The sequence below is a fragment of the Streptomyces sp. NPDC107500 genome (assembly GCF_055582785.1).
In genome coordinates, this window is the sequence record NZ_JBVJPF010000005.1 from 379,944 (window position 1) to 399,257 (window position 19,314).

General features: G+C 72.4%; 23 protein-coding genes. 12 read left to right on the top strand and 11 right to left on the bottom strand.

Annotation, left to right across the window (positions count from 1 at the left end; translation table 11 throughout):
• Positions 1-25 precede the first annotated feature (25 nt).
• From ACZ67M_RS22055 to ACZ67M_RS22065, 3 genes are all read left to right on the top strand, one after another.
• On the top strand, positions 26-679 hold the full coding sequence (locus ACZ67M_RS22055; RefSeq protein ID WP_469852325.1) for a DNA-binding response regulator: 654 nt from the start codon (positions 26-28) through the stop codon (positions 677-679).
• A gap of 66 nt (positions 680-745) precedes the next feature.
• On the top strand, positions 746-1,360 hold the full coding sequence (locus tag ACZ67M_RS22060; protein WP_469852327.1) for a VOC family protein: 615 nt from the start codon (positions 746-748) through the stop codon (positions 1,358-1,360).
• Between the two features lie 106 nt (positions 1,361-1,466).
• A complete protein-coding gene (locus ACZ67M_RS22065) occupies positions 1,467-2,819 on the top strand; it encodes a phosphatase PAP2 family protein (RefSeq protein WP_469852329.1) in 1,353 nt (450 codons plus the stop codon).
• An 11-nt stretch (positions 2,820-2,830) separates the two neighbouring features.
• On the opposite strand, the gene ACZ67M_RS22070 is transcribed toward ACZ67M_RS22065, so the two are convergent.
• The 3 genes from ACZ67M_RS22070 to modA are packed head-to-tail and all read right to left on the bottom strand — an operon-like array spanning position 2,831 to position 5,537.
• On the bottom strand, positions 2,831-3,904 hold the full coding sequence (locus ACZ67M_RS22070) for an ABC transporter ATP-binding protein (RefSeq protein ID WP_469852331.1): 1,074 nt from the start codon (positions 3,902-3,904) through the stop codon (positions 2,831-2,833).
• Positions 3,901-4,710, bottom strand: coding sequence for a molybdate ABC transporter permease subunit (modB, locus tag ACZ67M_RS22075; RefSeq protein ID WP_361357036.1), 810 nt, complete (start codon positions 4,708-4,710; stop codon positions 3,901-3,903). Before modB ends, ACZ67M_RS22070 begins: the two co-directional genes overlap by 4 nt.
• Positions 4,707-5,537, bottom strand: coding sequence for a molybdate ABC transporter substrate-binding protein (gene modA, locus ACZ67M_RS22080; protein ID WP_392237298.1), 831 nt, complete (start codon positions 5,535-5,537; stop codon positions 4,707-4,709). Before modA ends, modB begins: the two co-directional genes overlap by 4 nt.
• Positions 5,538-5,722: 185 nt before the next feature.
• Here modA and ACZ67M_RS22085 point away from each other — a divergent pair, with 185 nt between their 5' ends.
• Positions 5,723-6,202 (top strand): molybdopterin-dependent oxidoreductase, encoded by a 480-nt coding sequence (locus tag ACZ67M_RS22085; protein WP_469852334.1) that lies wholly within the window; start codon positions 5,723-5,725, stop codon positions 6,200-6,202.
• Positions 6,203-6,217: 15 nt separating this feature from the next.
• Here the strand turns inward: ACZ67M_RS22085 and ACZ67M_RS22090 are convergent, their stop codons facing one another.
• Complete coding sequence (locus tag ACZ67M_RS22090) at positions 6,218-6,613, bottom strand: TOBE domain-containing protein (protein ID WP_469852336.1); 396 nt, start codon at positions 6,611-6,613, stop codon at positions 6,218-6,220.
• Positions 6,614-6,857: 244 nt separating this feature from the next.
• On the opposite strand from ACZ67M_RS22090, the gene sigJ reads away from it, so the two are divergent.
• Entirely contained in the window at positions 6,858-7,802 is a 945-nt protein-coding gene (gene sigJ / locus ACZ67M_RS22095; protein WP_469852338.1) for an RNA polymerase sigma factor SigJ, read from the top strand.
• Positions 7,803-7,954: 152 nt separating this feature from the next.
• A complete protein-coding gene (locus tag ACZ67M_RS22100) occupies positions 7,955-9,145 on the top strand; it encodes an NAD(P)/FAD-dependent oxidoreductase (protein WP_469852340.1) in 1,191 nt (396 codons plus the stop codon).
• On the opposite strand, the gene ACZ67M_RS22105 is transcribed toward ACZ67M_RS22100, so the two are convergent.
• The gene (locus ACZ67M_RS22105) at positions 9,111-9,944 is read right to left on the bottom strand and encodes a TetR/AcrR family transcriptional regulator (RefSeq protein ID WP_469852342.1); all 834 of its coding nucleotides are present in this window, start codon (positions 9,942-9,944) and stop codon (positions 9,111-9,113) included. The two genes, ACZ67M_RS22100 and ACZ67M_RS22105, sit on opposite strands and share 35 nt — an antisense overlap.
• Before the next feature lie 94 nt (positions 9,945-10,038).
• Here ACZ67M_RS22105 and ACZ67M_RS22110 point away from each other — a divergent pair, with 94 nt between their 5' ends.
• Complete coding sequence (locus tag ACZ67M_RS22110; protein ID WP_469852344.1) at positions 10,039-11,094, top strand: hypothetical protein; 1,056 nt, start codon at positions 10,039-10,041, stop codon at positions 11,092-11,094.
• 24 nt (positions 11,095-11,118) lie between these two features.
• Here the strand turns inward: ACZ67M_RS22110 and ACZ67M_RS22115 are convergent, their stop codons facing one another.
• Positions 11,119-11,892 carry a polysaccharide deacetylase family protein gene (locus tag ACZ67M_RS22115; protein WP_361357064.1) on the bottom strand — a complete coding sequence of 258 codons (774 nt, stop codon included), beginning with the start codon at positions 11,890-11,892 and terminating at the stop codon, positions 11,119-11,121.
• A gap of 255 nt (positions 11,893-12,147) precedes the next feature.
• Here ACZ67M_RS22115 and ACZ67M_RS22120 point away from each other — a divergent pair, with 255 nt between their 5' ends.
• Both ACZ67M_RS22120 and ACZ67M_RS22125 read left to right on the top strand, forming a co-directional pair.
• Positions 12,148-12,711 carry a DM13 domain-containing protein gene (locus tag ACZ67M_RS22120; RefSeq protein WP_469852346.1) on the top strand — a complete coding sequence of 188 codons (564 nt, stop codon included), beginning with the start codon at positions 12,148-12,150 and terminating at the stop codon, positions 12,709-12,711.
• 239 nt (positions 12,712-12,950) lie between these two features.
• Complete coding sequence (locus tag ACZ67M_RS22125) at positions 12,951-14,246, top strand: LPXTG cell wall anchor domain-containing protein (RefSeq protein ID WP_469852348.1); 1,296 nt, start codon at positions 12,951-12,953, stop codon at positions 14,244-14,246.
• A 66-nt stretch (positions 14,247-14,312) separates the two neighbouring features.
• On the opposite strand, the gene ACZ67M_RS22130 is transcribed toward ACZ67M_RS22125, so the two are convergent.
• The 3 genes from ACZ67M_RS22130 to ACZ67M_RS22140 are packed head-to-tail and all read right to left on the bottom strand — an operon-like array spanning position 14,313 to position 15,897.
• Positions 14,313-14,684 carry a hypothetical protein gene (locus ACZ67M_RS22130; protein WP_469852350.1) on the bottom strand — a complete coding sequence of 124 codons (372 nt, stop codon included), beginning with the start codon at positions 14,682-14,684 and terminating at the stop codon, positions 14,313-14,315.
• Positions 14,681-15,349, bottom strand: a complete 669-nt coding sequence (locus ACZ67M_RS22135; RefSeq protein WP_392011444.1) for a hypothetical protein — start codon at positions 15,347-15,349, stop codon at positions 14,681-14,683. The genes ACZ67M_RS22130 and ACZ67M_RS22135 overlap by 4 nt, the downstream gene beginning before the upstream one ends.
• Entirely contained in the window at positions 15,340-15,897 is a 558-nt protein-coding gene (locus ACZ67M_RS22140) for an RNA polymerase sigma factor (protein WP_307013860.1), read from the bottom strand. Before ACZ67M_RS22140 ends, ACZ67M_RS22135 begins: the two co-directional genes overlap by 10 nt.
• 169 nt (positions 15,898-16,066) lie before the next feature.
• Between ACZ67M_RS22140 and ACZ67M_RS22145 the strand changes: the two genes are divergently transcribed.
• Together ACZ67M_RS22145 and ACZ67M_RS22150 are read left to right on the top strand one after the other, a co-directional pair.
• Positions 16,067-16,597, top strand: a complete 531-nt coding sequence (locus tag ACZ67M_RS22145) for an Asp23/Gls24 family envelope stress response protein (protein WP_361357083.1) — start codon at positions 16,067-16,069, stop codon at positions 16,595-16,597.
• 51 nt (positions 16,598-16,648) lie between these two features.
• Positions 16,649-16,921: a hypothetical protein gene (locus tag ACZ67M_RS22150; RefSeq protein WP_361357237.1), complete on the top strand. Its 273-nt coding sequence runs from the start codon at positions 16,649-16,651 to the stop codon at positions 16,919-16,921.
• 68 nt (positions 16,922-16,989) lie between these two features.
• On the opposite strand, the gene ACZ67M_RS22155 is transcribed toward ACZ67M_RS22150, so the two are convergent.
• Both ACZ67M_RS22155 and ACZ67M_RS22160 read right to left on the bottom strand, forming a co-directional pair.
• Entirely contained in the window at positions 16,990-17,922 is a 933-nt protein-coding gene (locus tag ACZ67M_RS22155; RefSeq protein WP_469852353.1) for an SRPBCC family protein, read from the bottom strand.
• Between the two features lie 3 nt (positions 17,923-17,925).
• Positions 17,926-18,489 carry a hypothetical protein gene (locus ACZ67M_RS22160; RefSeq protein ID WP_469852355.1) on the bottom strand — a complete coding sequence of 188 codons (564 nt, stop codon included), beginning with the start codon at positions 18,487-18,489 and terminating at the stop codon, positions 17,926-17,928.
• A 174-nt stretch (positions 18,490-18,663) separates the two neighbouring features.
• On the opposite strand from ACZ67M_RS22160, the gene ACZ67M_RS22165 reads away from it, so the two are divergent.
• Positions 18,664-19,311: a GntR family transcriptional regulator gene (locus ACZ67M_RS22165; protein ID WP_202558006.1), complete on the top strand. Its 648-nt coding sequence runs from the start codon at positions 18,664-18,666 to the stop codon at positions 19,309-19,311.
• Positions 19,312-19,314: the final 3 nt, after the last annotated feature.

Below are 19,314 nucleotides of genomic sequence, written 5' to 3' on the forward strand. Positions count from 1 at the left end.
CGAGCCCGCGGGTGACAATGGACGTATGGCTGAGAGCGTCACGATCCACGGGGAGCTGGAGCTGCTGGCCCGCGCCGGGCAGCTGTTCTCCTCGGTCCGCGAGGAGTTCGTCTGTGCCGCCCGTGACCTCGACACCTGGCCCCGCCCGGCCGCCCGCGAGGTGGCGCGGGCCCGGGTCCGGGAGAGCGGTGCGCAACGGGTCCGCAAGCTGCTCAGCCCGGCCGCGCTGGCCGACGAGGGCGGCAGGGAACACCTGCACGCGCTGCTCACCCAAGGCGCCCGGGTGCGGATCGCGGCCGGCGCCCTCCCGCACGAGACGATCGTCATCGACCGGCGGTACGCGATCCTGGCCGGCCCGGACTCCCCCAGTGGCCGCGCCTACACCGTGACCACCGAACCCACCCTGGTCGGCGGTGTGTACGCCCTGTTCGACGCGGCCTGGGCGGCGGCCACCGACCTCACGTCCTTCCTCCGGGGCGAGCAGCCCCACCTCGACACCGCGAGCCGCACCGTCCTGCGCGCCCTTGGCTCGGGCGCCACCGACGCGGCCGCCGCCCGCGAACTGGGCATGTCGCTGCGCACCTACCGGCGCCGGGTCGCCGAACTGCTCGACGCCCTCGACGCCGGCTCCCGCTTCCAGGCGGGGGTGCGGGCGGGTGAACTCGGCCTGAGCGGCTGAGACACGCGCCGGCACGGTCAGTTTTCGAGAAGCATCTCCGACCCCGCCGCCCATACCGTCGTGGACATGAACTCCATCGACTCCATCACCCTGGAAGTGGCCGACACCGAGGCCGCCACCCGCTTCTACTCCGACGCCTTCGGACTGGACCCCAAGCAGGTCCGCGTCGGCGCCTCCGAGTCGCCGACGGCCGGCTTCCGCGGCTTCACCCTGTCCCTCGTGGTGTCCCAGCCGGGCAACGTCGACGCCCTCCTCGCCGCCGCCGTGGACGCCGGCGCCACCGTCGTCAAGCCCGCGGCGAAGTCCCTGTGGGGCTACGGCGGTGTCGTGCAGGCGCCGGACGGCACGATCTGGCAGCTCGCCACCTCGAACAAGAAGGACACCGGTCCGGTCACCCGCGAGTTCGACGAGATCGTGCTCCTGCTCGGCGTCGAGGACATGAAGGCCAGCAAGCAGTTCTACGTCGAGCGCGGGCTCGCCGTCGGCAAGAGCTTCGGGAACAAGTACGTCGAGTTCGCCACCGCACCGGGCACGGTCAAGCTCTCCCTCTACAAGCGGCGCGGCCTGGCCAAGGTCGCGGGCGTCGACGCCGACGGCAGCGGCTCGCACCGCCTCGTGATCGCCGCGGAGACCGCGCCGTTCGAGGACCCCGACGGCTTCGCCTGGCAACCCGCGCAGTAATACATTCGTCTTCTTGTGCTGACGGGTTGGTAACCCTCCCGTCGCCGAAAGGTCGTTATTTGCGCAAATCAGGAAAAAGACGCAAACAGAATAAAGATTGAGATACATGCCATCACGGATACCGTCGCGAATACGTTGGCGTCAGCCGCGCGCAAGACTCTGGGCCGTGGCGGGTGTGGCGGCTCTCGCGTTCCTCGTCGCGCTGGAGATCGCCGCGCGCCGCTACGGCCTTCCGGGGCCGATCACCAACCAGGCGAAGGAGGTGGTGTTCGCCCCCGTCTCCGGACCGCTGCTCTACGCCGGCCTGGCGCTGACGATGGTGGTCCTGACCTGGCGTCAGCGTCTCGTGGCGGCCGCCTGCGCGGTCGGTGTCGACCTCGTCTTCGCGCTGGTGCGCTGGGCGGCGGGCGCCACGGTGTCCGGCAGCCACTCCTTCGGCAACGGCGCGCTGTGGGTGGTCCTCGGCTGCGGCGTCCTCGCGGTCACGCGCCGCACCGGCCGGGAGCGGGTCCTGCTGCTGAAGGGCGTCGGGCTGGGGCTGCTGCTGGTGGCCGGCCGCAAGACCGGCGACACCTGGCTGCTGATCACCGCGAAGACCCACCCGAAGGTGCTGGACCCGTACGTCGCGGTCGCCGATCACGCGCTGGGCAGCCCCTCGTGGCTGGTGGGCCGGGCGGTGCGGGCCGCGGGCCCGGTCGGCGAGCACGTCCTCGACTGGGTCTACGTCCAACTCGCGGTGGCCGCGGTGGTCGTGGCGCTCTACCAACTGCGCCATGTGGCCGCCGAGCGCCGCTTCCCGCGCCATCACCTGGTGCGCACCTTCCTGGTGATAGGCCTGCTCGGGCCGGGTATCTACATGATCTTCCCCGTGGTCGGACCGATCTTCACCTACGGCACCGGGGCCTTCGGCACCGGCGGTGAGCAGTGGGCCGTCGCCATGCTGTGGCCGGACACGCCGCCGCCGATCAGCGCGCCCGCGGCGTTCACGTACGACGGGATCACCCCGCGCAACTGCATGCCCAGCCTGCACACGGCGTGGGCCACCGTGATCTTCCTGCATTCCCGGACGGGACCGAGGATCCTGCGCTTCGCGGGAGCGTTCTGGCTCGTCGCCACGCTCGGCGCGACGCTGGGCTTCGGCTACCACTACGGCATCGACCTCGTCGCCGGTGTGGTCTTCGCCGTCACGGTCGAGGCGGCCCTGCGCGCGTTCGACCGCGGCTGGGACCGGGCGGGAGTCCAACTGGTCGCCCACGGCGCGCTCGTCTTCGCCGCGATCCTCGCGTCGACCCGCTATCTGTCCCTGGACATGGCCCGCCACCCGCTGGTCTTCGGTCCCCTCCTCCTGCTCGCCATGGCGTCGGTGATCCACGGCTACGTGCGGACCACGAGGGGATGGCGGCCGACGGGCGCGGCAGCGCCGGCCAAGCGGCCGGAGCCCCAACTGGAGGCGGCCTGACCGGCGGTCGGTCAGTCGCGGTAGGCGTGGGTCTGGGTGGCCTTGACCGTGGCCCAGACGGTGGCGCCGGGGTGCAGGTCGAGTTCGGCCGCGGCGACCGTGGTCAGGTCGGCGGCGAGGGGCAGTTCGCCCGTGAGGTCGGCGCGGATCTGGTCGCCGTGGGTCTCCAGTCCGGCGACCTCGCAGCGCCACAGGTTGCGGGCGCTGGAGCCGGTGGGGCGGTCCCGGTGCAGGGTGACCGCGCCGGGCGGGAACGCCACGAACACCGGCCCGGTCAGCTCCTCGGTGGTCGTGATCGCCGTCCCGTCGTCCAGACGTACCGTGTGCCCCTCGGCGCGCCCCCGGTAGAGGTTGAGGCCGACCAGGTGGGCGATGTAGTCGGTGCGCGGGTGGCGGGCGATGTGTGACGGGGTGCCGTCCTGGACGACCCGGCCGTCCTCCACGACGACGAGGTGGTCGGCGAGGACCATGGCGTCCAGCGGGTCGTGGGTGACGAGCACGGCCACCGCCTCGAAGTCGGCCAGGTGACGGCGGAGTTGGGCCCGGACGTCGAGGCGTGTGCGGGCGTCGAGGGCGGCGAGCGGCTCGTCCAGGAGCAGCAGCCGGGGACGGGTGGCCAGGGCGCGGGCGAGCGCGACCCGCTGGGCCTGGCCGCCGGAGAGCCGGCGCGGCTTGGCGCCCTTGTGCCCGGCCAGGCCCATGCGGTCGAGCCAGTCCGCAGCCTGGGCCCGTGCCTCGGCCTTGCCCGCGCCGTGGCAGCGCGGTCCGAAGGCCACGTTGTCCAGCGCGGTGAGGTGGGGGAAGAGCAGGTAGTCCTGGAAGACGACGCCCACGGGCCGGGACTCCGGCGGCGTACCGTCCAGTTCGTCCCCGTCGAGGCGCAGGTGGCCGTCGGACAGCGGGACGAGGCCGGCCAGTGCGCGCAGGGCGGTGGTCTTGCCCGCGCCGTTGGGGCCGAGCAGGGCGACCACGTCGCCGGGCGCGGCCGTCAGCCTCACGTCGAGACGGAAGTCCCCGCGGTCGACGACGAGCCGCGCGTCCAGCCCGTCCGCGGGGGGCGCGGCCGGCTTCCCGGTCCCGGTCATGAGGCGGTCATCCAGCGGTCGCGCAGTCCGGCGAGTACGGCGATGGAGACGGCCAGCAGTACCAGGCTGAGGGCGATGGCCGCCTCCGGGTCGCTCTGCAGGGCGAGGTAGACGGCCAGCGGCATGGTCTGGGTGCGGCCGGGGAAGTTCCCGGCGAAGGTGATCGTCGCCCCGAACTCGCCGAGGGCGCGGGCCCAGGCCAGCACCGCGCCCGCGGCGATGCCGGGCGCGATCAGCGGCAGGGTGACCCGGCGGAAGGCGGTGAACCGGGAGGCGCCCAGGGTGGTGGCCGCCTCCTCGTAGCGCGGGTCGGCGGCGCGCAGGGTGCCCTCGACGCTGATGACGAGGAACGGCATCGCCACGAACGCCTCGGCGAGGATGACGCCGGTGGTGGTGAACGGCAGGGTGATCCCGAACCAGGAGTCCAGCCACTGCCCCACGACCCCGTTGCGGCCCAGCGCCATCAGCAGCGCCACGCCGCCCACCACCGGCGGCAGCACCAGCGGCAGCGTGACCAGGGCCCGTACGAGACCGCGCCCGGGGAACTCGACCCGTGCGAGGAGCCAGGCCAGCGGCACGCCGATCACCATGCTCACCACGGTCGCCGCCGTGGCGCAGATCAGCGACAGCCGCAGCGCCTGCCACACCTCGGTACTGGTCAGCAGCTCCGGCATGCTCGCCCAGGGGGCCCGGATCAGCAGGGCGATCAGCGGCAGCACCAGGAACGCGAGGCCGATCAGCGCGGGCACGAGCAGGGGCAGGGGAGCCCCGCCCCTCACCCGCGCGCTCCTGGGCGGTGCGGTCACGGTGCGGTGAACCCGGCCTCGGTGAGCACCTTCTGGCCCTCGGCCGACCGCACCAGCTCGATGAACGCCTGGCCCACCTCGGCGTTGGGCGCGTCCTTGAGGAGGGTGATCGGATAGTCGTTGACGGCGTCGGCCGCTTCGGGGAACTCCACGCCCTCCACCTTGTCACCGGCGGCCTTCACGTCGGTCTTGTAGACCAGCGCGGCGTCGGCCTCCTTGAGGACGACCTTGTTGAGCGCCGACTTCACGTCCTCCTCGTAGGAGACGGGCGTCAGCTTGAGCTTGCTCGCGTCCAGCGCCTTCTGCGCGGCGGCCCCGCACGGCACCGACTTGTCGCACAGTACGACCTTCAGGCCGGACCCGGTCAGGTCCTTCAGGGTGGCGATCTTGTCGGGGTTGCCCGGCAGGGTGGCGATCTCCAGCCGGTTGCGGACGAAGGTGGCCGGCGTCCCGGAGGCGGCGTCGGCGTCCGTGACGACCTTCATGGTCTTGGGGCTGGCGGAGGCGAACACGTCGGCGGGGGCGCCGCTGGTGATGCCCGCGGCGAGCGAGTCGCTGCCGCCGAAGTTGAAGACGACCTTGGTGCCGGGGTGCTGCTTCTCGAACTCCTTGCCCAGCTCGGTGAAGCTCTCGGTGAGCGAGGCCGCGGCGAAGACGTTGACCGTCCCGGAGAGCTTCTGGGCACCGCCGGACTTCTCACCGGAGCCCGAGCCCGAGCCCGAGTCGGAGTCGGAGTCGGAGGAGCAGGCACTCAGCGCCAGCAGCGCGGCGGCGGTCGCCCCCACCACCTGCACGGTGCGACGGGTCCGGCGCGCGGAACGGGTCATCACGGGTCCACTCCCTCTGGTGCTGATCCTGCTGGGCTCGCTGCGCTTACGCCGATGATAATGCCGCAGATGCCACCCGGAAGTCTCCTGTCTCTTCGCATGAGCAGGCACAACCCATCTCTGGCATGGCATGTGCGTTTGTACGGGATGCCCGGCCGGGTACCGTCACACGGGAGGTGATAGCCGTGAGTCAGTCCCTCGCAGCCGCCCGTCCGACGGCGGTCGTCGTCATCACCGGCGACCTGGGCCGCCCGGCCCGCCTGACCGTCCCCGACCTCGCGGCCTGGCCCCAGCACACGGCCCAGGTCGCCTTCGAGTGCGCCACCAGCGGCGTCCGGCACCACCGCTTCACCGGACCCCTCCTGTACGACGTCCTCGCCGGCACCGCCCCGGCCTTCGACCCCGCCCGCCGCAAGGACCGGCTGCGCTTCCTGATCGCCGTGCGCGGCGCGGACGGCCACCACGCGCTGCTGTCCTGGGCGGAGATCGACCCGGACTTCGGCCGCGCCCCCGTCCTCCTAGCCGTCACCCTCGACGGCACCGCCCTCGACCACGCAGGCCCCCAACTGGTGCTCCCCCAGGACCGCTGCGGGGGCCGTCACATCAGCGGCATCGACGCGATCCGGGTGGACGGGGGATACCCCGGGGCGGACACCGGGCGCTGAAGGGTCTCGGCGCGCTCAACCCCGGTCGACGTGCACGTTCGTCGACTTCACCCGGGCGGTGGCCTCCATGCCGACCTCCAGGCCCAGTTCCTCCACGGCCTCCCGGGTCAGCAGCGACACCAGCCGGTGCGGGCCGGCCTGGATCTCGACCTGGGCCGCCACGTCGCCGAGTTTGATCGCGGTGACGATGCCGGGGAAGGCGTTGCGGACCGAGGTGTAGGACGTGTCCTCCTCGCCGCTGCCGCTCTGGGCCAGCTCCACGGAGAACGCGGCCAGGTCCTTGCCGTCGATGAGCCGCTTGCCGCCCTCGTCGCGGTGGGTCGTCACCCGCCCCGCGTCCGCCCACCGCCGCGCGGTGTCCGGACTGACGCCGAGCAGCCGGGCCGCCTGGCCGATCGTGTATGCCTGCATGGGCGCCAAGATAGGCGACCCGCGGCGGCGCGCTGCACGGAGCCCGCGGCGCGCGCACCATGGGACCGGGGCCGTTCGAGGCGGCCCGCGCCCCACCCCGTGCCCTCTGGCTCACCGGCCACCGCGACACCCCGGACCCCGCGTGGGCGGCCGCGGCACGGCGCGGTGCCCGCGCTGCCGGCGGTGACGAGGCCCGTCCGTCCGCACACCCTGGCGGCCGGGCCCCGTCGCCTAAGATCCGGTCATGGCCCTGACCATGAAAGACGTGGAACGGTTCGAGGCGTCCAGGCCCCGTCTGGAGGCCATCGCCTACCGCCTCCTCGGCTCCGCGAGCGAGGCCGAGGACGCCGTGCAGGAGACGTACCTGCGCTGGCAGGCCGCCGACGTCGGCCGGGTCGAGGTCCCGGAGGCCTGGCTGACGAAGGTGCTCACCAACCTCTGCCTCAACCAGCTCACTTCGGCCCGCGCCCGGCGGGAGACCTACGTCGGTCAGTGGCTGCCCGAGCCGCTGCTCGCCGGGGACCCGATGCTCGGCCCGGCCGACACGGCAGAACAGCGCGAGTCGGTCTCCTTCGCCGTACTCGCCCTGCTGGAGCGGCTGTCGCCGGGCGAGCGCGCGGTGTACATCCTGCGCGAGGCGTTCGGCTACCCGCACCGGGAGATCGCCGGGATCCTCGACCTCACCGAGGCCGCCAGCCAGCAGATCCTCCACCGAGCCAGGAAGCACGTCGCCGAGGGCAGGGCCCGTACCGAGATCGACGAGGCCGCCGCCCGGCGGGTCGTCGAGGAGTTCCTCGCCGCGGCCACCAGCGGCCGTACCGAACCGCTCGTCCGGCTGCTCACCCAGGACGCCGTGTCGATCGGCGACGGCGGCGGGAAGGTCCCGGCCCGGGCCAAGGCGTTCGAGGGCGCCCGCGCGGTGGCGACGTTCATGCGGGGCCTGTTCAAGCCCGGCAAGGCCAAGCGGGCCCTGGCCGGCGGCACCGTCGGGGTCTACGCCGGCACCGCGAACGGCGACCCCGCCGTGGTGGCGGTCGTGGACGGCCGGGTCATCGGCGTCATGTGCCTGGAGATCACCCCCGAGGGCATCGCCGGCTTCCGCAACCAGGTCAACCCCGACAAGCTCGAACGCGCCACCCGGCTCTGGGCCGCCACCGACCATGGAGAACCCCTGTTCAACGCCTTCTGACCACCGCCCATGCGTATGTGACGCGCATCACACCCTGCTTCTGTCAGGAAACGGCGGGCCGTCCGGTTCAAGGGGCGAACCCGCCGACGGGCTCCGGATCCGGAGGCCGTCGTACACCGGAGGCTTCGGCCGCCGGAGACAGGAGCAGGGAAATGCAGCACCGCATCGTCGTCCTGGGCGCCGGATACACCGGTGCCGTCGCCGCCGGGCGCCTCGCGAAGCGACTGCGCCGCGAGGATGTCGCCATCACCCTCGTCAACGCCGAGCCCGACTTCGTCGAACGGGTCCGGATGCACCAGCTCGCCGTCGGCCAGGAGCTGAGGCCCCGGTCGCTCCACGAGATGTTCGCGGACACCGGTGTCGAAGTGCGGCTCGCCAAGGTCACCGGCGTGGACGTGGACCGCGGGACGGTCGCCGTCACCGACCCGGACCACCCGGGCGAGGAGAGGGAGTTGGAGTACGACACCCTCGTCTACGCCCTCGGCAGTGCCTGGAACCACCAGGGCGTGCCCGGCACCGTCGAGCACGCCCACGAGATCGCCGGCCGCCCGGGAGCGCTCCGGCTGCGCGAGCGGCTGGCAGGGCTGGACGCCGGAGCGTCCGTGGTCGTGGTCGGCGGCGGCCTGACCGGCCTGGAGGCCGCCACCGAGATCGCCGAGTCCCGCCCGGACCTGGAGGTGTCCCTCGCCGCGCGCGGCGCTCTGGGCGACTGGCTCTCGCCCAAGGGCCGCCGCCACCTGCACAAGGTCTTCGGCACCCTCGGCATCACGGCGTACGAGAACGCCGCGGTCACCGAAGTCGCGGCGGACCACGTCGCCACCGCCGACGGCGCCACCATCCCGGCCGCCGTCACCCTGTGGACCGCGGGCTTCGCCGTCCACCCCATCGCGCGGGCCACCACCCTGAACGTGACCGACACGGGCCAGATCGTGGTCGACGGGACCATGCGCTCGGTCTCCCACCCGGACGTGTACGCCATCGGCGACGCGGCCATGGCGGCCGGCCCCGGCGGCAAGCCGCTCCGGATGTCGTGCGCCTCGGGCACCCCCACCGCCTGGCAGGCCGCCGACTCCATCGCGGCCCGCCTGACCGGCGGCAAGCTCCCGAACGCGCCGCTGCGCTACTTCAACCAGTGCATCTCCCTGGGCCGCCGGGAGGGCCTGATCCAGTACGTCACCGCCGACGACCGAGCCGTGCGGGCGGCCCTGACCGGACGCTTCGCCGCCGTCTACAAGGAACTGGTCTGCAAGGCCGCCGCCTGGGGCGTCGCCAACCCGACCCTCGGCGTACCGGCCCGGCGCCGTGCCGTCACGCGCGCGGAGGTTCGTCCCGCGGCGGTGTGACGGCACGCAGGAACGCGTCGGCGAACGTGTCGCAGACGTCCTCGACGGGCGGGACGGAGTAGTGGGGCATCCGGTCCGTGGTCGGCCGCATCAGGAAGTGGATCATGAGCGGGCTGGTCATCTGCTGTATGAGCAGCAGTAGCGGCAGGTCACGGATGCGCCCCGCCTTGATCTCGGCGGTGAGCCACCGGCCGACACTGGCGAACATCCGCGGGAGGAACTGCTCGGTGATCGGCCGTACGGAGTCGTCGTGCGGCCGGGCCAGCACTTCGGCGTAGACGGCGGGCAGGAGCCGCGGCTCACGGCTCAGCGCGGCGGCCATGAGGGAGTACACGGTCCGCACGGTGCTGCGCAGGTCCGTGGACGGGGCCGCCAGCACGGCCTCGACGTCGAGGATCGGGCTGTAGCGCTCGAAGACGGCCAGCAGCATCTCGTCCCGGCCGCCGAACGCGGCGTACAGGCTGTGCACCGAGCACTGGGCCCGCGCGGCGACGCGTTCGAAGGAGAGCGCGGACAGCCCCCGCTCGCCGATGAGGGCGGCGCCGGCCTCCAGGGCCCGTTCCCGCACCGGCCGCTGCCCGCCGGGATCGACGCCGGCGGCGCGGACCGCCTCGTCCAGGGCGTGCCGGTTGCCGCCCAGCCGGCGCAGCAGGGTGCTGCGCGAGATACCCGCCTCCTGGGCGATGGCCTGCACCGAGACATCACCGACGGCCGTGTCACGCGCCCGGGCGGCGCGGAGTGCGGCCTGTACGAGTTCCTCGCGCACGGGGTCGGAGGCGGTGAACTCGACGCTTGACATAGCAATCAACCTAACATGTATCGTTGTTTCAACAGTCGATGAATTAATCTCGGTCGACCCGACCCGGTAATCCCTTCTGACGAGGATCCCGCCCATGACTCAGCAAGCCGGCACCACCGGTCCGACCACCGGTCCGACCACGGGCCCGAGCACCGGCCCGACCACGGGCCCGAGCACCGGCCCGACCGCCGGTCGGGGCCGCAAGCTCGCCGTCGTCGTGGTGGGCCTGGCCGCCGTGGTCGTCGTGATGCTGTGCGCGTTCGCCCTGCCCTCGATCAACAGCGGCCCGCACAACCTGCCCGTCGGCGTGACCGGCCCGGAGAAGGCCACGACAGCGGTGAGCGAGTCCCTGAAGGGCGACGCGTGGGACGTCACCGCGTACGAGACCGAGGCCGACCTCAAGTCGGCGATCGAGAACCGCGACGTCATGGGCGGCATAGTCCTGGCCCCCGGCCAGGTCACCGCCTACACGGCCTCGGCGGGCGGCCCGCAGGGAGCCGCGACGCTGACCGGCACGGCGACGGCGCTCGCGGGCAAGCAGCAGGCGGACATCACCGTCACCGACCTCAAGCCGTTCCCCGAGGACGACCCCAGGGGCGCGGGCTTCGCCGCGGCCACCCTGCCCATGATCTTCGGCGGCATGTTCCCCGCCGTGCTCCTCTCGCGGCTCTTCCCCGGCCACTTCGGACTGCGGCTGCGCGCGGTCGGCGGCGCCGTCTTCGCCCTCGTCGCGGGCTTCGCCGTCACCGCGTTCCTCCAGTACGGGACGGGCTCACTCGGCGGCGACTACCTGATCACCGCCCTCGGCATGTCCCTGGGCATGGCCGCCCTGGTCATGACCCTGCTCGGCCTGGAATCGCTCTTCGGGCTGCCCGGCTTCGGCCTCGGCGCCGCGGTGGTGATGCTGCTCGGCAACCCGCTCTCCGGCCTGGCCAGCGGCCCCCACTGGCTCCCCGACGGCTGGGCCGCCTTCGGTCAGCTCCTGCCGCCGGGAGCCGCCGGCAGCCTGCTCCGCGCCAACGCCTTCTTCGACGGCACGTCCGCCGGGACCCCCGCCCTGGTACTGGCCTGCTGGGCCCTGCTCGGCCTGGCCCTCCTCTTCGCCGGCGACCTGCGGGGGCGCCGGGCCACGCCGGCCGCGGCGCTCTGAGGTCCGCGCGCGGACCGGCCTGGATCAACGCACGGGGAACCCGAACGAGTACCCCTGCTCCGCCAGCCACGGAAGCACGCGGCGCAGGGCCTCGACGGTCTGCGAACGGTCGCCGCCCGCGTCGTGGAAGAGGAGCGTCGGCCCGTTGGCCAGCTCCCGCTGGACGGTCTCGACGATGGCGTCCGTGCCCGGCCGCTCGAAGTCCTTGGTGTCCACGTTCCAGCCCAGCGGACGCATCCCGTGGGAGGCGGCGAGCTTGCGGCTGTAGGGGGTGAAGGCCCCGCCGGGAGCCCGGTAGTACATCGGCCGCACGCCGCCCGACGCCTTGATGATCATCCGCTCGGCGTCGAGGATCTCCTTCGACTGGTACGCCTCGGACTTACGGTCCATGGAGGTGTCGTGCGACACCGAGTGGTCGCAGAGCCGGTGCCCGGCCGCGACGACCTGCTTCACGAGGTCCGGGTGGGCCTGCGCCTGCGTCCCCGTCACGCAGAACGTGGCCTTCACCCCGTACTCCTCCAGCAGGTCGAGCACTTGGGGCGTCCACGCGGGGTCCGGCCCGTCGTCGATGGTGATGTTCACGCCGCGCGCCCCCGCGTCGGAGGCGTGCGCGATGGTCGCGTCGACCGGTTTCACCGCACCGCCCGGCGCGGGCGACGCGGACGCCTTCGGAGCCGAACTGCCCACGGCATCGGCCTGCGCGGTCCACACCGAGGCACCGACGGCGAGCATCGTCACCCCGAGGGCGGCCCCGACCACCTTGCCGTACCAGCCCCGCCCACCACTGTGCCGCGCCATGCCCGCCCCGCCTTCCCGCAGTTCCCCGGCGAACCCCGGTAACCCGGGTCCACCTGGCATGACGACGAATGGCGGGCACGGGATCCGTCCGTTACAGATCACGGACAATCCAGGAGAAGTTCCTGGACAACTCGACGGGACGGGCGGCGGACGTAAGGGTTTCGTCATCCGCCGAACGACGTGGGAAGGCCGCGCCGTCCGTTGAATGGAGGCGATACGGAAGCGACGCGGCATTCTCCCCGGGAGGCGGACGGCATGGGACGTGGACGAAGTACGAGGGTCAGGCCGTGGATGGGCGGCGTGCTGCTGGTGGCGGTCGCCGCGGCCGGCCTCGGGCTGTACTGGTTCCAGCCGTGGAAGCTGTGGCAGAACGAGACGGTCAACGAGGCGCTGCCCGCGACCGCCGACGCCTCCCGCGCCCCTGCCCACTCGTCCGGCAAGCCGGCCGCACCTTCCGCTTCCGAGCCGGTCACCCTGGCGAGCGGCGACCTGATCAGCCACGAGCACGCGACCTCCGGCACCGTGCGACTCGTGCGCCTGGCCGACGGCTCGCACGTGGTGCGGCTGGCGGATCTCGACACCAGCAACGGCCCCGACCTGCGCGTCCTGTTGACCGACGCACCGGTCAAGGAGGGCCGGGCCGGCTGGCACGTCTTCGACGACGGGAAGCACATCGGCCTGGGCAGGCTCAAGGGCAACAAGGGCAGCCAGAACTACCCCGTGCCCACCCACATCGACCCGTCCCGCTACAGCAGCGTCAGCATCTGGTGCGACCGCTTCGACGTCTCCTTCGGCGCGGCGGAACTCGCCCGCGCCTGAGGCGGCGTGGGGCGCCGACGATGACATGGCTCACACAGAAAGTGCGGCCTACGAGGGCAACTGTGCCCGTAAGTGCCGTTTGTTCATACGTCGTGGAGGCTTTTCCGGCATGGGCGCGGGAAACCCCCTGTGGCCTCGATCAAGCAGGCCATACCATCGCCGGAGCGTCGCGGCGCGTGAAGATTCCGTGAGTGCGGCGCCCCTCGCTTCCTTTCGCCTCCCGACCAGGGGTCCATGTGATGATTCGCCGTGTTCTCGCGACCGCCGTCGCCGCCGCCGTGACCGCCCCGGTCGTCCTCCTGTCGTCGGCGCCCGCCTTCGCCGACGAGAAGCCCGCCGCGCAGACGCAGAAGGCGAAGCCGACGATCGAAGAGCTGAAGCAGGCCGTCGAACGCGCGCAGAAGGAGTACGACGCCGCCGTCATCGCGGTGAACGACGCCGTCAAGTTCCTCGAGGAGGGCTTGGAGGAGGAGACCTACCCGACCAAGGCCGCGCTCATCGAGGCCGAGAAGGCCGCCGAGGACGCCGCCAAGGTCAAGGCCGAGGCCGACCAGGCCGTGGTGGACGCCCAGGCCGAACTGGACGCGGCCACCACCGACGAGGAGAAGGCGGCGGCGCAGACGGCCCTGGACGAGGCCGAGACCGCCGCCGCGGAGGCCGCCGAGGCCAAGACCGCCGCCGACACCGCGCACACCGAGGCGCAGACCGCCCACGACGACGAACGTGTCGCCCAGGCTCGCAAGATCGACCTCCTCCAGAAGGCACGGGACGAGGCCAAGACGAAGCTGAAGGACGCCGAGAAGGCGCTCGCCGAGGCCGAGGAGGGCGAGGAGGGCGAGGAGCCGGACGGCGAGTGCGTCCCCGCGCCCGAGCTCACCGCAGTCGTCAGCGGGCTGCCGGACAAGGTCGTCGGCGGCACCACGGAGACCTTCACCCTCCGCGTCACCAACGGCACCGGCGGCACGCTGGACGAGGTGTACCCGTTCGCGTCCGCCCACGGCTTCGACACCAAGGGTTACAAGGAGCTGGACTCCTACCTCGACCTGGAGTGGTCCACCGCCGCCAACCCGAAGTGGCGCGACGCCGACCTGCTGGGCGGCACCTCCATCGGCTCCCTCAAGGCGAACGCCTCGGTCGACGTCAAGCTGCGGCTGAAGGTCGACGCGGACGTCCTCGCCGGGCAGGGCTCGGTCTACGTCACCGCCGACTACCTCAACGACGACGGCTCCTGCGGCGGTTACCCCGACCTGGACGACTACGGCTTCGAGATCCTGCCCAAGGGCGGCAACGCCGACGACCAGGGCAAGCCCGAGGACCCGAAGGACGAGCCGGCCCCCAACAGCCCCACCGGGCAGGGCGGCACCTCCACCACGCCGGTGAACACGTCCAGCACCACCACCACCACCGGCTCCCTCGCCCAGACCGGTTCGAACGACGCCCTGCCGAAGATCGCCCTGGCGGGCGGCGCGGCACTCGTCCTCGGCGCCGGCGCGGTGGTCGTCACCCGCCGCCGCAACAAGAGCACCGGCGCCTGACGGGCGGGCACGACAAGGCACGACCGGGCCCGGTTCCCCGAGGGGGACCGGGCCCGGCCCGTCGGGTCAGCTGGTCAAGGCCCGGCCCCCCGCGTCCCCCACGATGCGCGTGATCGTGACGGCGACGACGCAGCTCCCCGGAGCTTGTTGGCGCACGGCCGCCCGTGCGCGGGCGCGGACCGCGCGGGCCGTGTCGAGGGCGCGGCGGCCCTCGGTGAGGACACAGCGGACCTCGACGTGCCAGACGCCGCTGTCGCGCGCGTACCGGGCGCGGACGCCGGCGCCCGGAGCCGGAGCGGCGGTGCCGGGCGCGTGCTGAGCGTGGGCCGCGTCGGCCAGTGAGCGGCCGAGGCCCGGCTGGAGTCCGGCCACTCCGGGGACCGACAACGCGGCGCGGGCGACCGCGCGTTCCACGCTCCCCGGGTCGACGGCCGTCATGGCGCCACCCCGGGCCCCGAGGCGCGGCCGTCCGTCGGGTGCGGACGACGCTCCCACTCGGCCGACACCCGCAGGTCGATCGCGTCGACGGCGAGGCCCAGCTCGTGGGCGGCCGCGTCCGCCACGGCTCGTCGCACCTCTTCCGTCCTGCCGGGCAGGGGCTGGTCGAGGGTGACGGAGAGGGTCATGGCGACGGTCACCCGGTGCTCCGACCCCGCGGGGCCCGGGGCCAGCCGGCAGCCGGCGGCCAGCACCCCCGGAACCCGTCCGGCGGCGCGGCGGAGGACGCCCGCCGCGGTGGCCTCCGCGATGCGCAGCTCTCCGGTCGGATCGTCCAGGGGCAGCAGCCGTCCGAGTCGTAGCTCCGCGCGTACGGCGGCGACGATTCTCTCCACGAGGGCGCGGGCGCTCGGCCCCCGCGTGCGCAGCGCGTCGGTGGCGCGGTCCAGGGCCGTCAGCCCGTCGACGGCGTCCCGGCAGTACACGCACGCGTCCGTGTGCGCGTCGCCCTGACCGTGTCCGGTGCGTGCCCGCTCCCACACGTCGCTCAGCAGGCGGTCGCACGGCAGCCGCTCGTCGGCCGGGAACCGGACCTCGCCGGTGTTCCCGTGCCCCGGGCCGGGCCGGCCGGACGCGGAGGTGGCGGTGGGGTGGTCTAGCGCCATGGGGCCATCTCCTTCGTGAGCGTGCGCCGAGCCCGGAAGAGCCTGCCGCGTACGGTCTGTTCACTCACCCCCAGCACCTGCGCGATCTCCTCGTAGTGGAGTTCGTGCAGCTCCCTGAGGATCCAGCAGGCGCGTTGGCCGGCGGGCAGGTCCCCGAGCGCGCGGGACAGCGCGGCGGCCGCCGCGGCGTTCTCGGCACTGCGTTCCGGTTCGCCCGTCGCGTCGTGGGCCGAGGGCTCGGCGACGGAGTCCAGGGGGAGGGAGGGCGTGCGCCCGCGGAGGAGGTTGAGGCAGCGGTTCGTGACGATGCGGTACATCCACGTGTGGAAGGCGGCGTCCCCCCGGAACTCGGGGAGGCGCCTCCAGGCGCTGGCGAAGGCGTCCTGCACGACCTCCTCGGCGTCCGGGAGGCTGCCCAGCATGTGGCAGGCCAGCGCGAGCAGCCGGGCGGTGTGCCGGTGCACGAGCACCGCGAAGGCGTCCTCGTCGGCTTCGGAGGCGCGGACGGCGAGGACCCGGTCGTCCGCTTCGTCGAGATCGCTCCCCACATCCACTGTCCGCTTCCCACGTGACGCGGTCGCGCGCGTCCTGCTACGAGCCAGGATACGTGAGCCAGGTCACAGAAAAGTGTGACGATTTCGCCCGGTTCGTGTCGAACCTTATGAAGGGTGCCGACCAGGCGCCCCCGAACCGTCGCTCGTCGCTCAGGAGGACGTCATGACGCATACGACGTACAGCCCGGCCTCGGACCGCGCCACGCCGACCCCGGGGACCATGCCCCAGCACGACCCCAAGCGGGACGCCCGTGCGCCGGAGGGCGAGAAGCGGACCGGCACCGCCGGCGCGGAGCCCGGGGGACGGACCACGATCGCGGACGTCGTGGCGGCGAAGATCGCCGGAATGGCGGCCCGCGAGGTGCCCGGCATCCACCGCCTCGGCTCCGGGATGACGCATGCCATCGGGGGTGTCCGCGACCGTATGCCCGGTGGCCGGACGAGCGTCACCCGAGGCGTGAGCGTCGAGGTCGGGGAACGCCAGGTGGCGGTGGACCTGGACGTGGTCACCGACTACGGCTACCCCATCGCCGAGGTCACGGCGGAGACGCGCGCCGAAGTGATCGCGACGCTGGAGCGCATGACCGGCCTCGAGGTGGTGGAGGTGAACATCGACGTCAACGACGTCGCCCTGCCGGGGGCGGACGAAGAGGACGAGGACGAGGGCGACCGAAACCGGCAGCGGGTCGACTGACCCGCCCCGCCCCTCCCGATGGGGAGCCGCACACGAGATGGGGAACGAGCCATGAACACAACCACGGCGGGGCTCCTGACCGGCCTCGCACTCGGCTTCGCCGGATACTTCGGCGGGTTCGCGGCGTTCGTGGTGGTCGCCGCCCTCGGTCTGGCCGGTCTGGTCGTCGGCCACCTGGCGGGTCGCGAGACGCGCGTCTCCGACTTCGTGCGCCCGCGCGAGGGCCGGGAGGGCCGTGGGCGCCGGGAGAGCTTCGAAGGGAACCGGGCGACCCGCGGGCCCGGCTACGGAACCGGGTACGGGCACACGCGGCGCGTGCGGTGACGCCTCATCGTGAGACACCGTGAGACCGGCACCGGCGACGCGCGCAAGCGCCGCCGGCCCGGTCTCGTCTACCGCCCCTCTTCTTCCTCCTCCTCGTCCTCATCCCCGTCGTCGTACTCCTCTTCTTCCTCGTCCTCGTCTTCGTACTGGGCATCGGCGTCTTCGTCGTCCTCGTCCTTCTCGTCGTCCTCAAGACCTTCCTCGTGCGAGCGGACCACTTCGCCGTCGCGGATCTCACCGCGCCAGCCCTCCAGTTCCTCGTCGTCGGAGAGCGTGGCGTACCGCAGGAAGTGCTTGAGGTCGAGGCGCAGGCGACGTCCTTGCGCGCGCCAGATGTTGCCGGTCTTCTCGAAGAAGCCGGACGGGTAGTACTCGACCACGGCGACGACGCGCGTGAGGTCGGGAGTCAGTTCGTGGAAGCTGACGGCGCCGCGGGTGGTGCCCTTGCCCCCTTCGGAGTTCCAGACGATGCGTTCGTCGGGGACCTGCTCCTGGACGGTGGCCTTCCAACTGCGATTGGAGAAGGCGATCTTGGCCTTCCAGTCGCTCTCGACCTCGTCCGACTGCGAGACGCTCTGCACACCCTTGGTGAAGGAGCTGAACTCCTCGAGCTGGGTCCAGCGGTCGTACACGGTGCGCACCGGCTTGCCGACGTCGATCACCTCGACGATGTTCGTGACCTTGACGCTCCCCGCCTTGCCACCGCCGCCGAAGACGCCCTTCACGGTGTCGACCACCTTGTCCTTCACGTCCCCGGCCTTCTTGCCGAGGAACGCCTTGACCGGCGACTCCCCTCCGCCGAGTACGCGTTTGCCGACGTCGAGCAAGGTGCTGTTGCCGTCTCCGACGTCCCCGAGGCCCTGCGCGAGGCCGCTGATCCTCTCCCCGGCCTTGTCCGCCATCTGCTGGCCCTTCGCCGAGGCGAACGCGGCCAGCTGCTCCTTGAGCTGGTCCATGCCGGAGGTGCCGGCTGGAGTGGACTTCGACTCCGTCTTGGCCATGGCCTACCTCCTACGGCTGCCGCGGCCGGATGCCTTGCCCGCAGCGGCCTTCTTCGTCCCGGCGGGCGCCTTCTTGGCGGCAGCCTTCTTCGCGGGAACCTTCTTCCTGGGGGCGGTCCTGGGCGCGGACTTCTTCGCGGGGCTCTTCCTCGCCCGGCTCCGACGGGGCGGCGCCGCCTCCTCCTCCTCGTCGTCCTCCTCCTGGTCCTCCTGGTCCTCCGGCGTTTCCTCCTCCTCGCCCTCGTCGCCGTCGGGCGGGCCCAGGAGGGCTTCGGTGCGCTCCTGCAACGAGGTGGCCAGCGCGCCCAGACGGCGGTCGGCGGTCGCGGACAGCGCGGTGCGGGCGGAGTCCATCAGCTCGCCGCGGACCTGATCCAGCAACCGCGCCGTCTGCGGGTTCTCGGACGCCTTGCTCAGCGCCCGTGTCATCAACTCTCTCGGACCCAGCAGCCCTTGGCCGGCGAGTGCGGAGGCGACCCCGATGGCGAGTTTGCCCTTCTTGGTGCGGCCCAGGGCGTATCCGGTCGCGAGGGCCGCGACGAGAGTGGCTTGCGTTTCGGTTTCCATGAATGGCCTCGAGTGCGGTCAGCGGTATCAGGCGCGCCCCGGCTCGGCCGGGCGGCCACCCCTTCCTCCCACCCTCCTCTCACCCGCGCGGGCCCGCATCTCCCGAGAGATCCGGAACGCACCCCGGGCACCGCGAGGGGGCCGCGTGGTAGCGTCCCGTCGTATACAAGGTGTATGCGAGAGCTGGGGGCTGCCGTGACGTCCGGTCGGGAGAAGGCGTACGCGTATCTCAAGGACACGGTGCTGACGGATCCCGGGATGCAGGGCGCCTTCCTGTCCGAGCAGGAGCTCGCGGACCGGATCGGCGTCTCCCGCACGCCCATCCGGGAAGCCCTGTTGCAGCTCGCGGCCGAGGACCTGGTCGAGCTGGTGCCGAAGCGGGGCGCCCGCGTGTCCCCCCTGACGGGACGGGAGATCCGCGAGCTGATGGAGCTGCGGGGCATCGTCGAGCGGTACGCCGCCCAGGAGCTGGTCTCTGGTGGGGGAGCGCCGGTGGCGGAGCTGCGGTCCCTGCTGGAACGGCAGCGCGGGCTCACCGGTGCCGACCAGGCCCGGGAGTTCATCGCCGTGGACCACTGCTTCCACGCGGCCCTGGTGTCCGCCGTCGGCAACACCCTCCTCGACCGGCATTACGAGGGCCTGCGCAGCCGCCAGGTCCGTGCCGGGGTCGCCGCCCTCTTCAGCCGGCAGGGGCGCCAGGACGCGGTCCTCGGGGAACACGAGGCGATCCTGGACGCCCTGGAGGCCGGTGACGCGCAGGCCGCGTGGGCGGCGATCGACCATCACCTGGAGTCGACGCTCAAGGTTCTGCTGGAGGGCTGAGGA

Coding starts and splice junctions, on each gene's coding strand:
- ACZ67M_RS22055 (WP_469852325.1), top strand. CDS start 26: ATGGCTGAGAGCGTCACGATCCACGGGGAGCTGGAGCTGCTGGCCCGC.
- ACZ67M_RS22060 (WP_469852327.1), top strand. CDS start 746: ATGAACTCCATCGACTCCATCACCCTGGAAGTGGCCGACACCGAGGCC.
- ACZ67M_RS22065 (WP_469852329.1), top strand. CDS start 1,467: ATGCCATCACGGATACCGTCGCGAATACGTTGGCGTCAGCCGCGCGCA.
- ACZ67M_RS22070 (WP_469852331.1), bottom strand. CDS start 3,904: ATGACCGGGACCGGGAAGCCGGCCGCGCCCCCCGCGGACGGGCTGGAC.
- modA (WP_392237298.1), bottom strand. CDS start 5,537: ATGACCCGTTCCGCGCGCCGGACCCGTCGCACCGTGCAGGTGGTGGGG.
- ACZ67M_RS22090 (WP_469852336.1), bottom strand. CDS start 6,613: ATGCAGGCATACACGATCGGCCAGGCGGCCCGGCTGCTCGGCGTCAGT.
- sigJ (WP_469852338.1), top strand. CDS start 6,858: ATGGCCCTGACCATGAAAGACGTGGAACGGTTCGAGGCGTCCAGGCCC.
- ACZ67M_RS22100 (WP_469852340.1), top strand. CDS start 7,955: ATGCAGCACCGCATCGTCGTCCTGGGCGCCGGATACACCGGTGCCGTC.
- ACZ67M_RS22105 (WP_469852342.1), bottom strand. CDS start 9,944: ATGTCAAGCGTCGAGTTCACCGCCTCCGACCCCGTGCGCGAGGAACTC.
- ACZ67M_RS22110 (WP_469852344.1), top strand. CDS start 10,039: ATGACTCAGCAAGCCGGCACCACCGGTCCGACCACCGGTCCGACCACG.
- ACZ67M_RS22115 (WP_361357064.1), bottom strand. CDS start 11,892: ATGGCGCGGCACAGTGGTGGGCGGGGCTGGTACGGCAAGGTGGTCGGG.
- ACZ67M_RS22120 (WP_469852346.1), top strand. CDS start 12,148: ATGGGACGTGGACGAAGTACGAGGGTCAGGCCGTGGATGGGCGGCGTG.
- ACZ67M_RS22125 (WP_469852348.1), top strand. CDS start 12,951: ATGATTCGCCGTGTTCTCGCGACCGCCGTCGCCGCCGCCGTGACCGCC.
- ACZ67M_RS22130 (WP_469852350.1), bottom strand. CDS start 14,684: ATGACGGCCGTCGACCCGGGGAGCGTGGAACGCGCGGTCGCCCGCGCC.
- ACZ67M_RS22135 (WP_392011444.1), bottom strand. CDS start 15,349: ATGGCGCTAGACCACCCCACCGCCACCTCCGCGTCCGGCCGGCCCGGC.
- ACZ67M_RS22145 (WP_361357083.1), top strand. CDS start 16,067: ATGACGCATACGACGTACAGCCCGGCCTCGGACCGCGCCACGCCGACC.
- ACZ67M_RS22150 (WP_361357237.1), top strand. CDS start 16,649: ATGAACACAACCACGGCGGGGCTCCTGACCGGCCTCGCACTCGGCTTC.
- ACZ67M_RS22155 (WP_469852353.1), bottom strand. CDS start 17,922: ATGGCCAAGACGGAGTCGAAGTCCACTCCAGCCGGCACCTCCGGCATG.
- ACZ67M_RS22160 (WP_469852355.1), bottom strand. CDS start 18,489: ATGGAAACCGAAACGCAAGCCACTCTCGTCGCGGCCCTCGCGACCGGA.
- ACZ67M_RS22165 (WP_202558006.1), top strand. CDS start 18,664: ATGCGAGAGCTGGGGGCTGCCGTGACGTCCGGTCGGGAGAAGGCGTAC.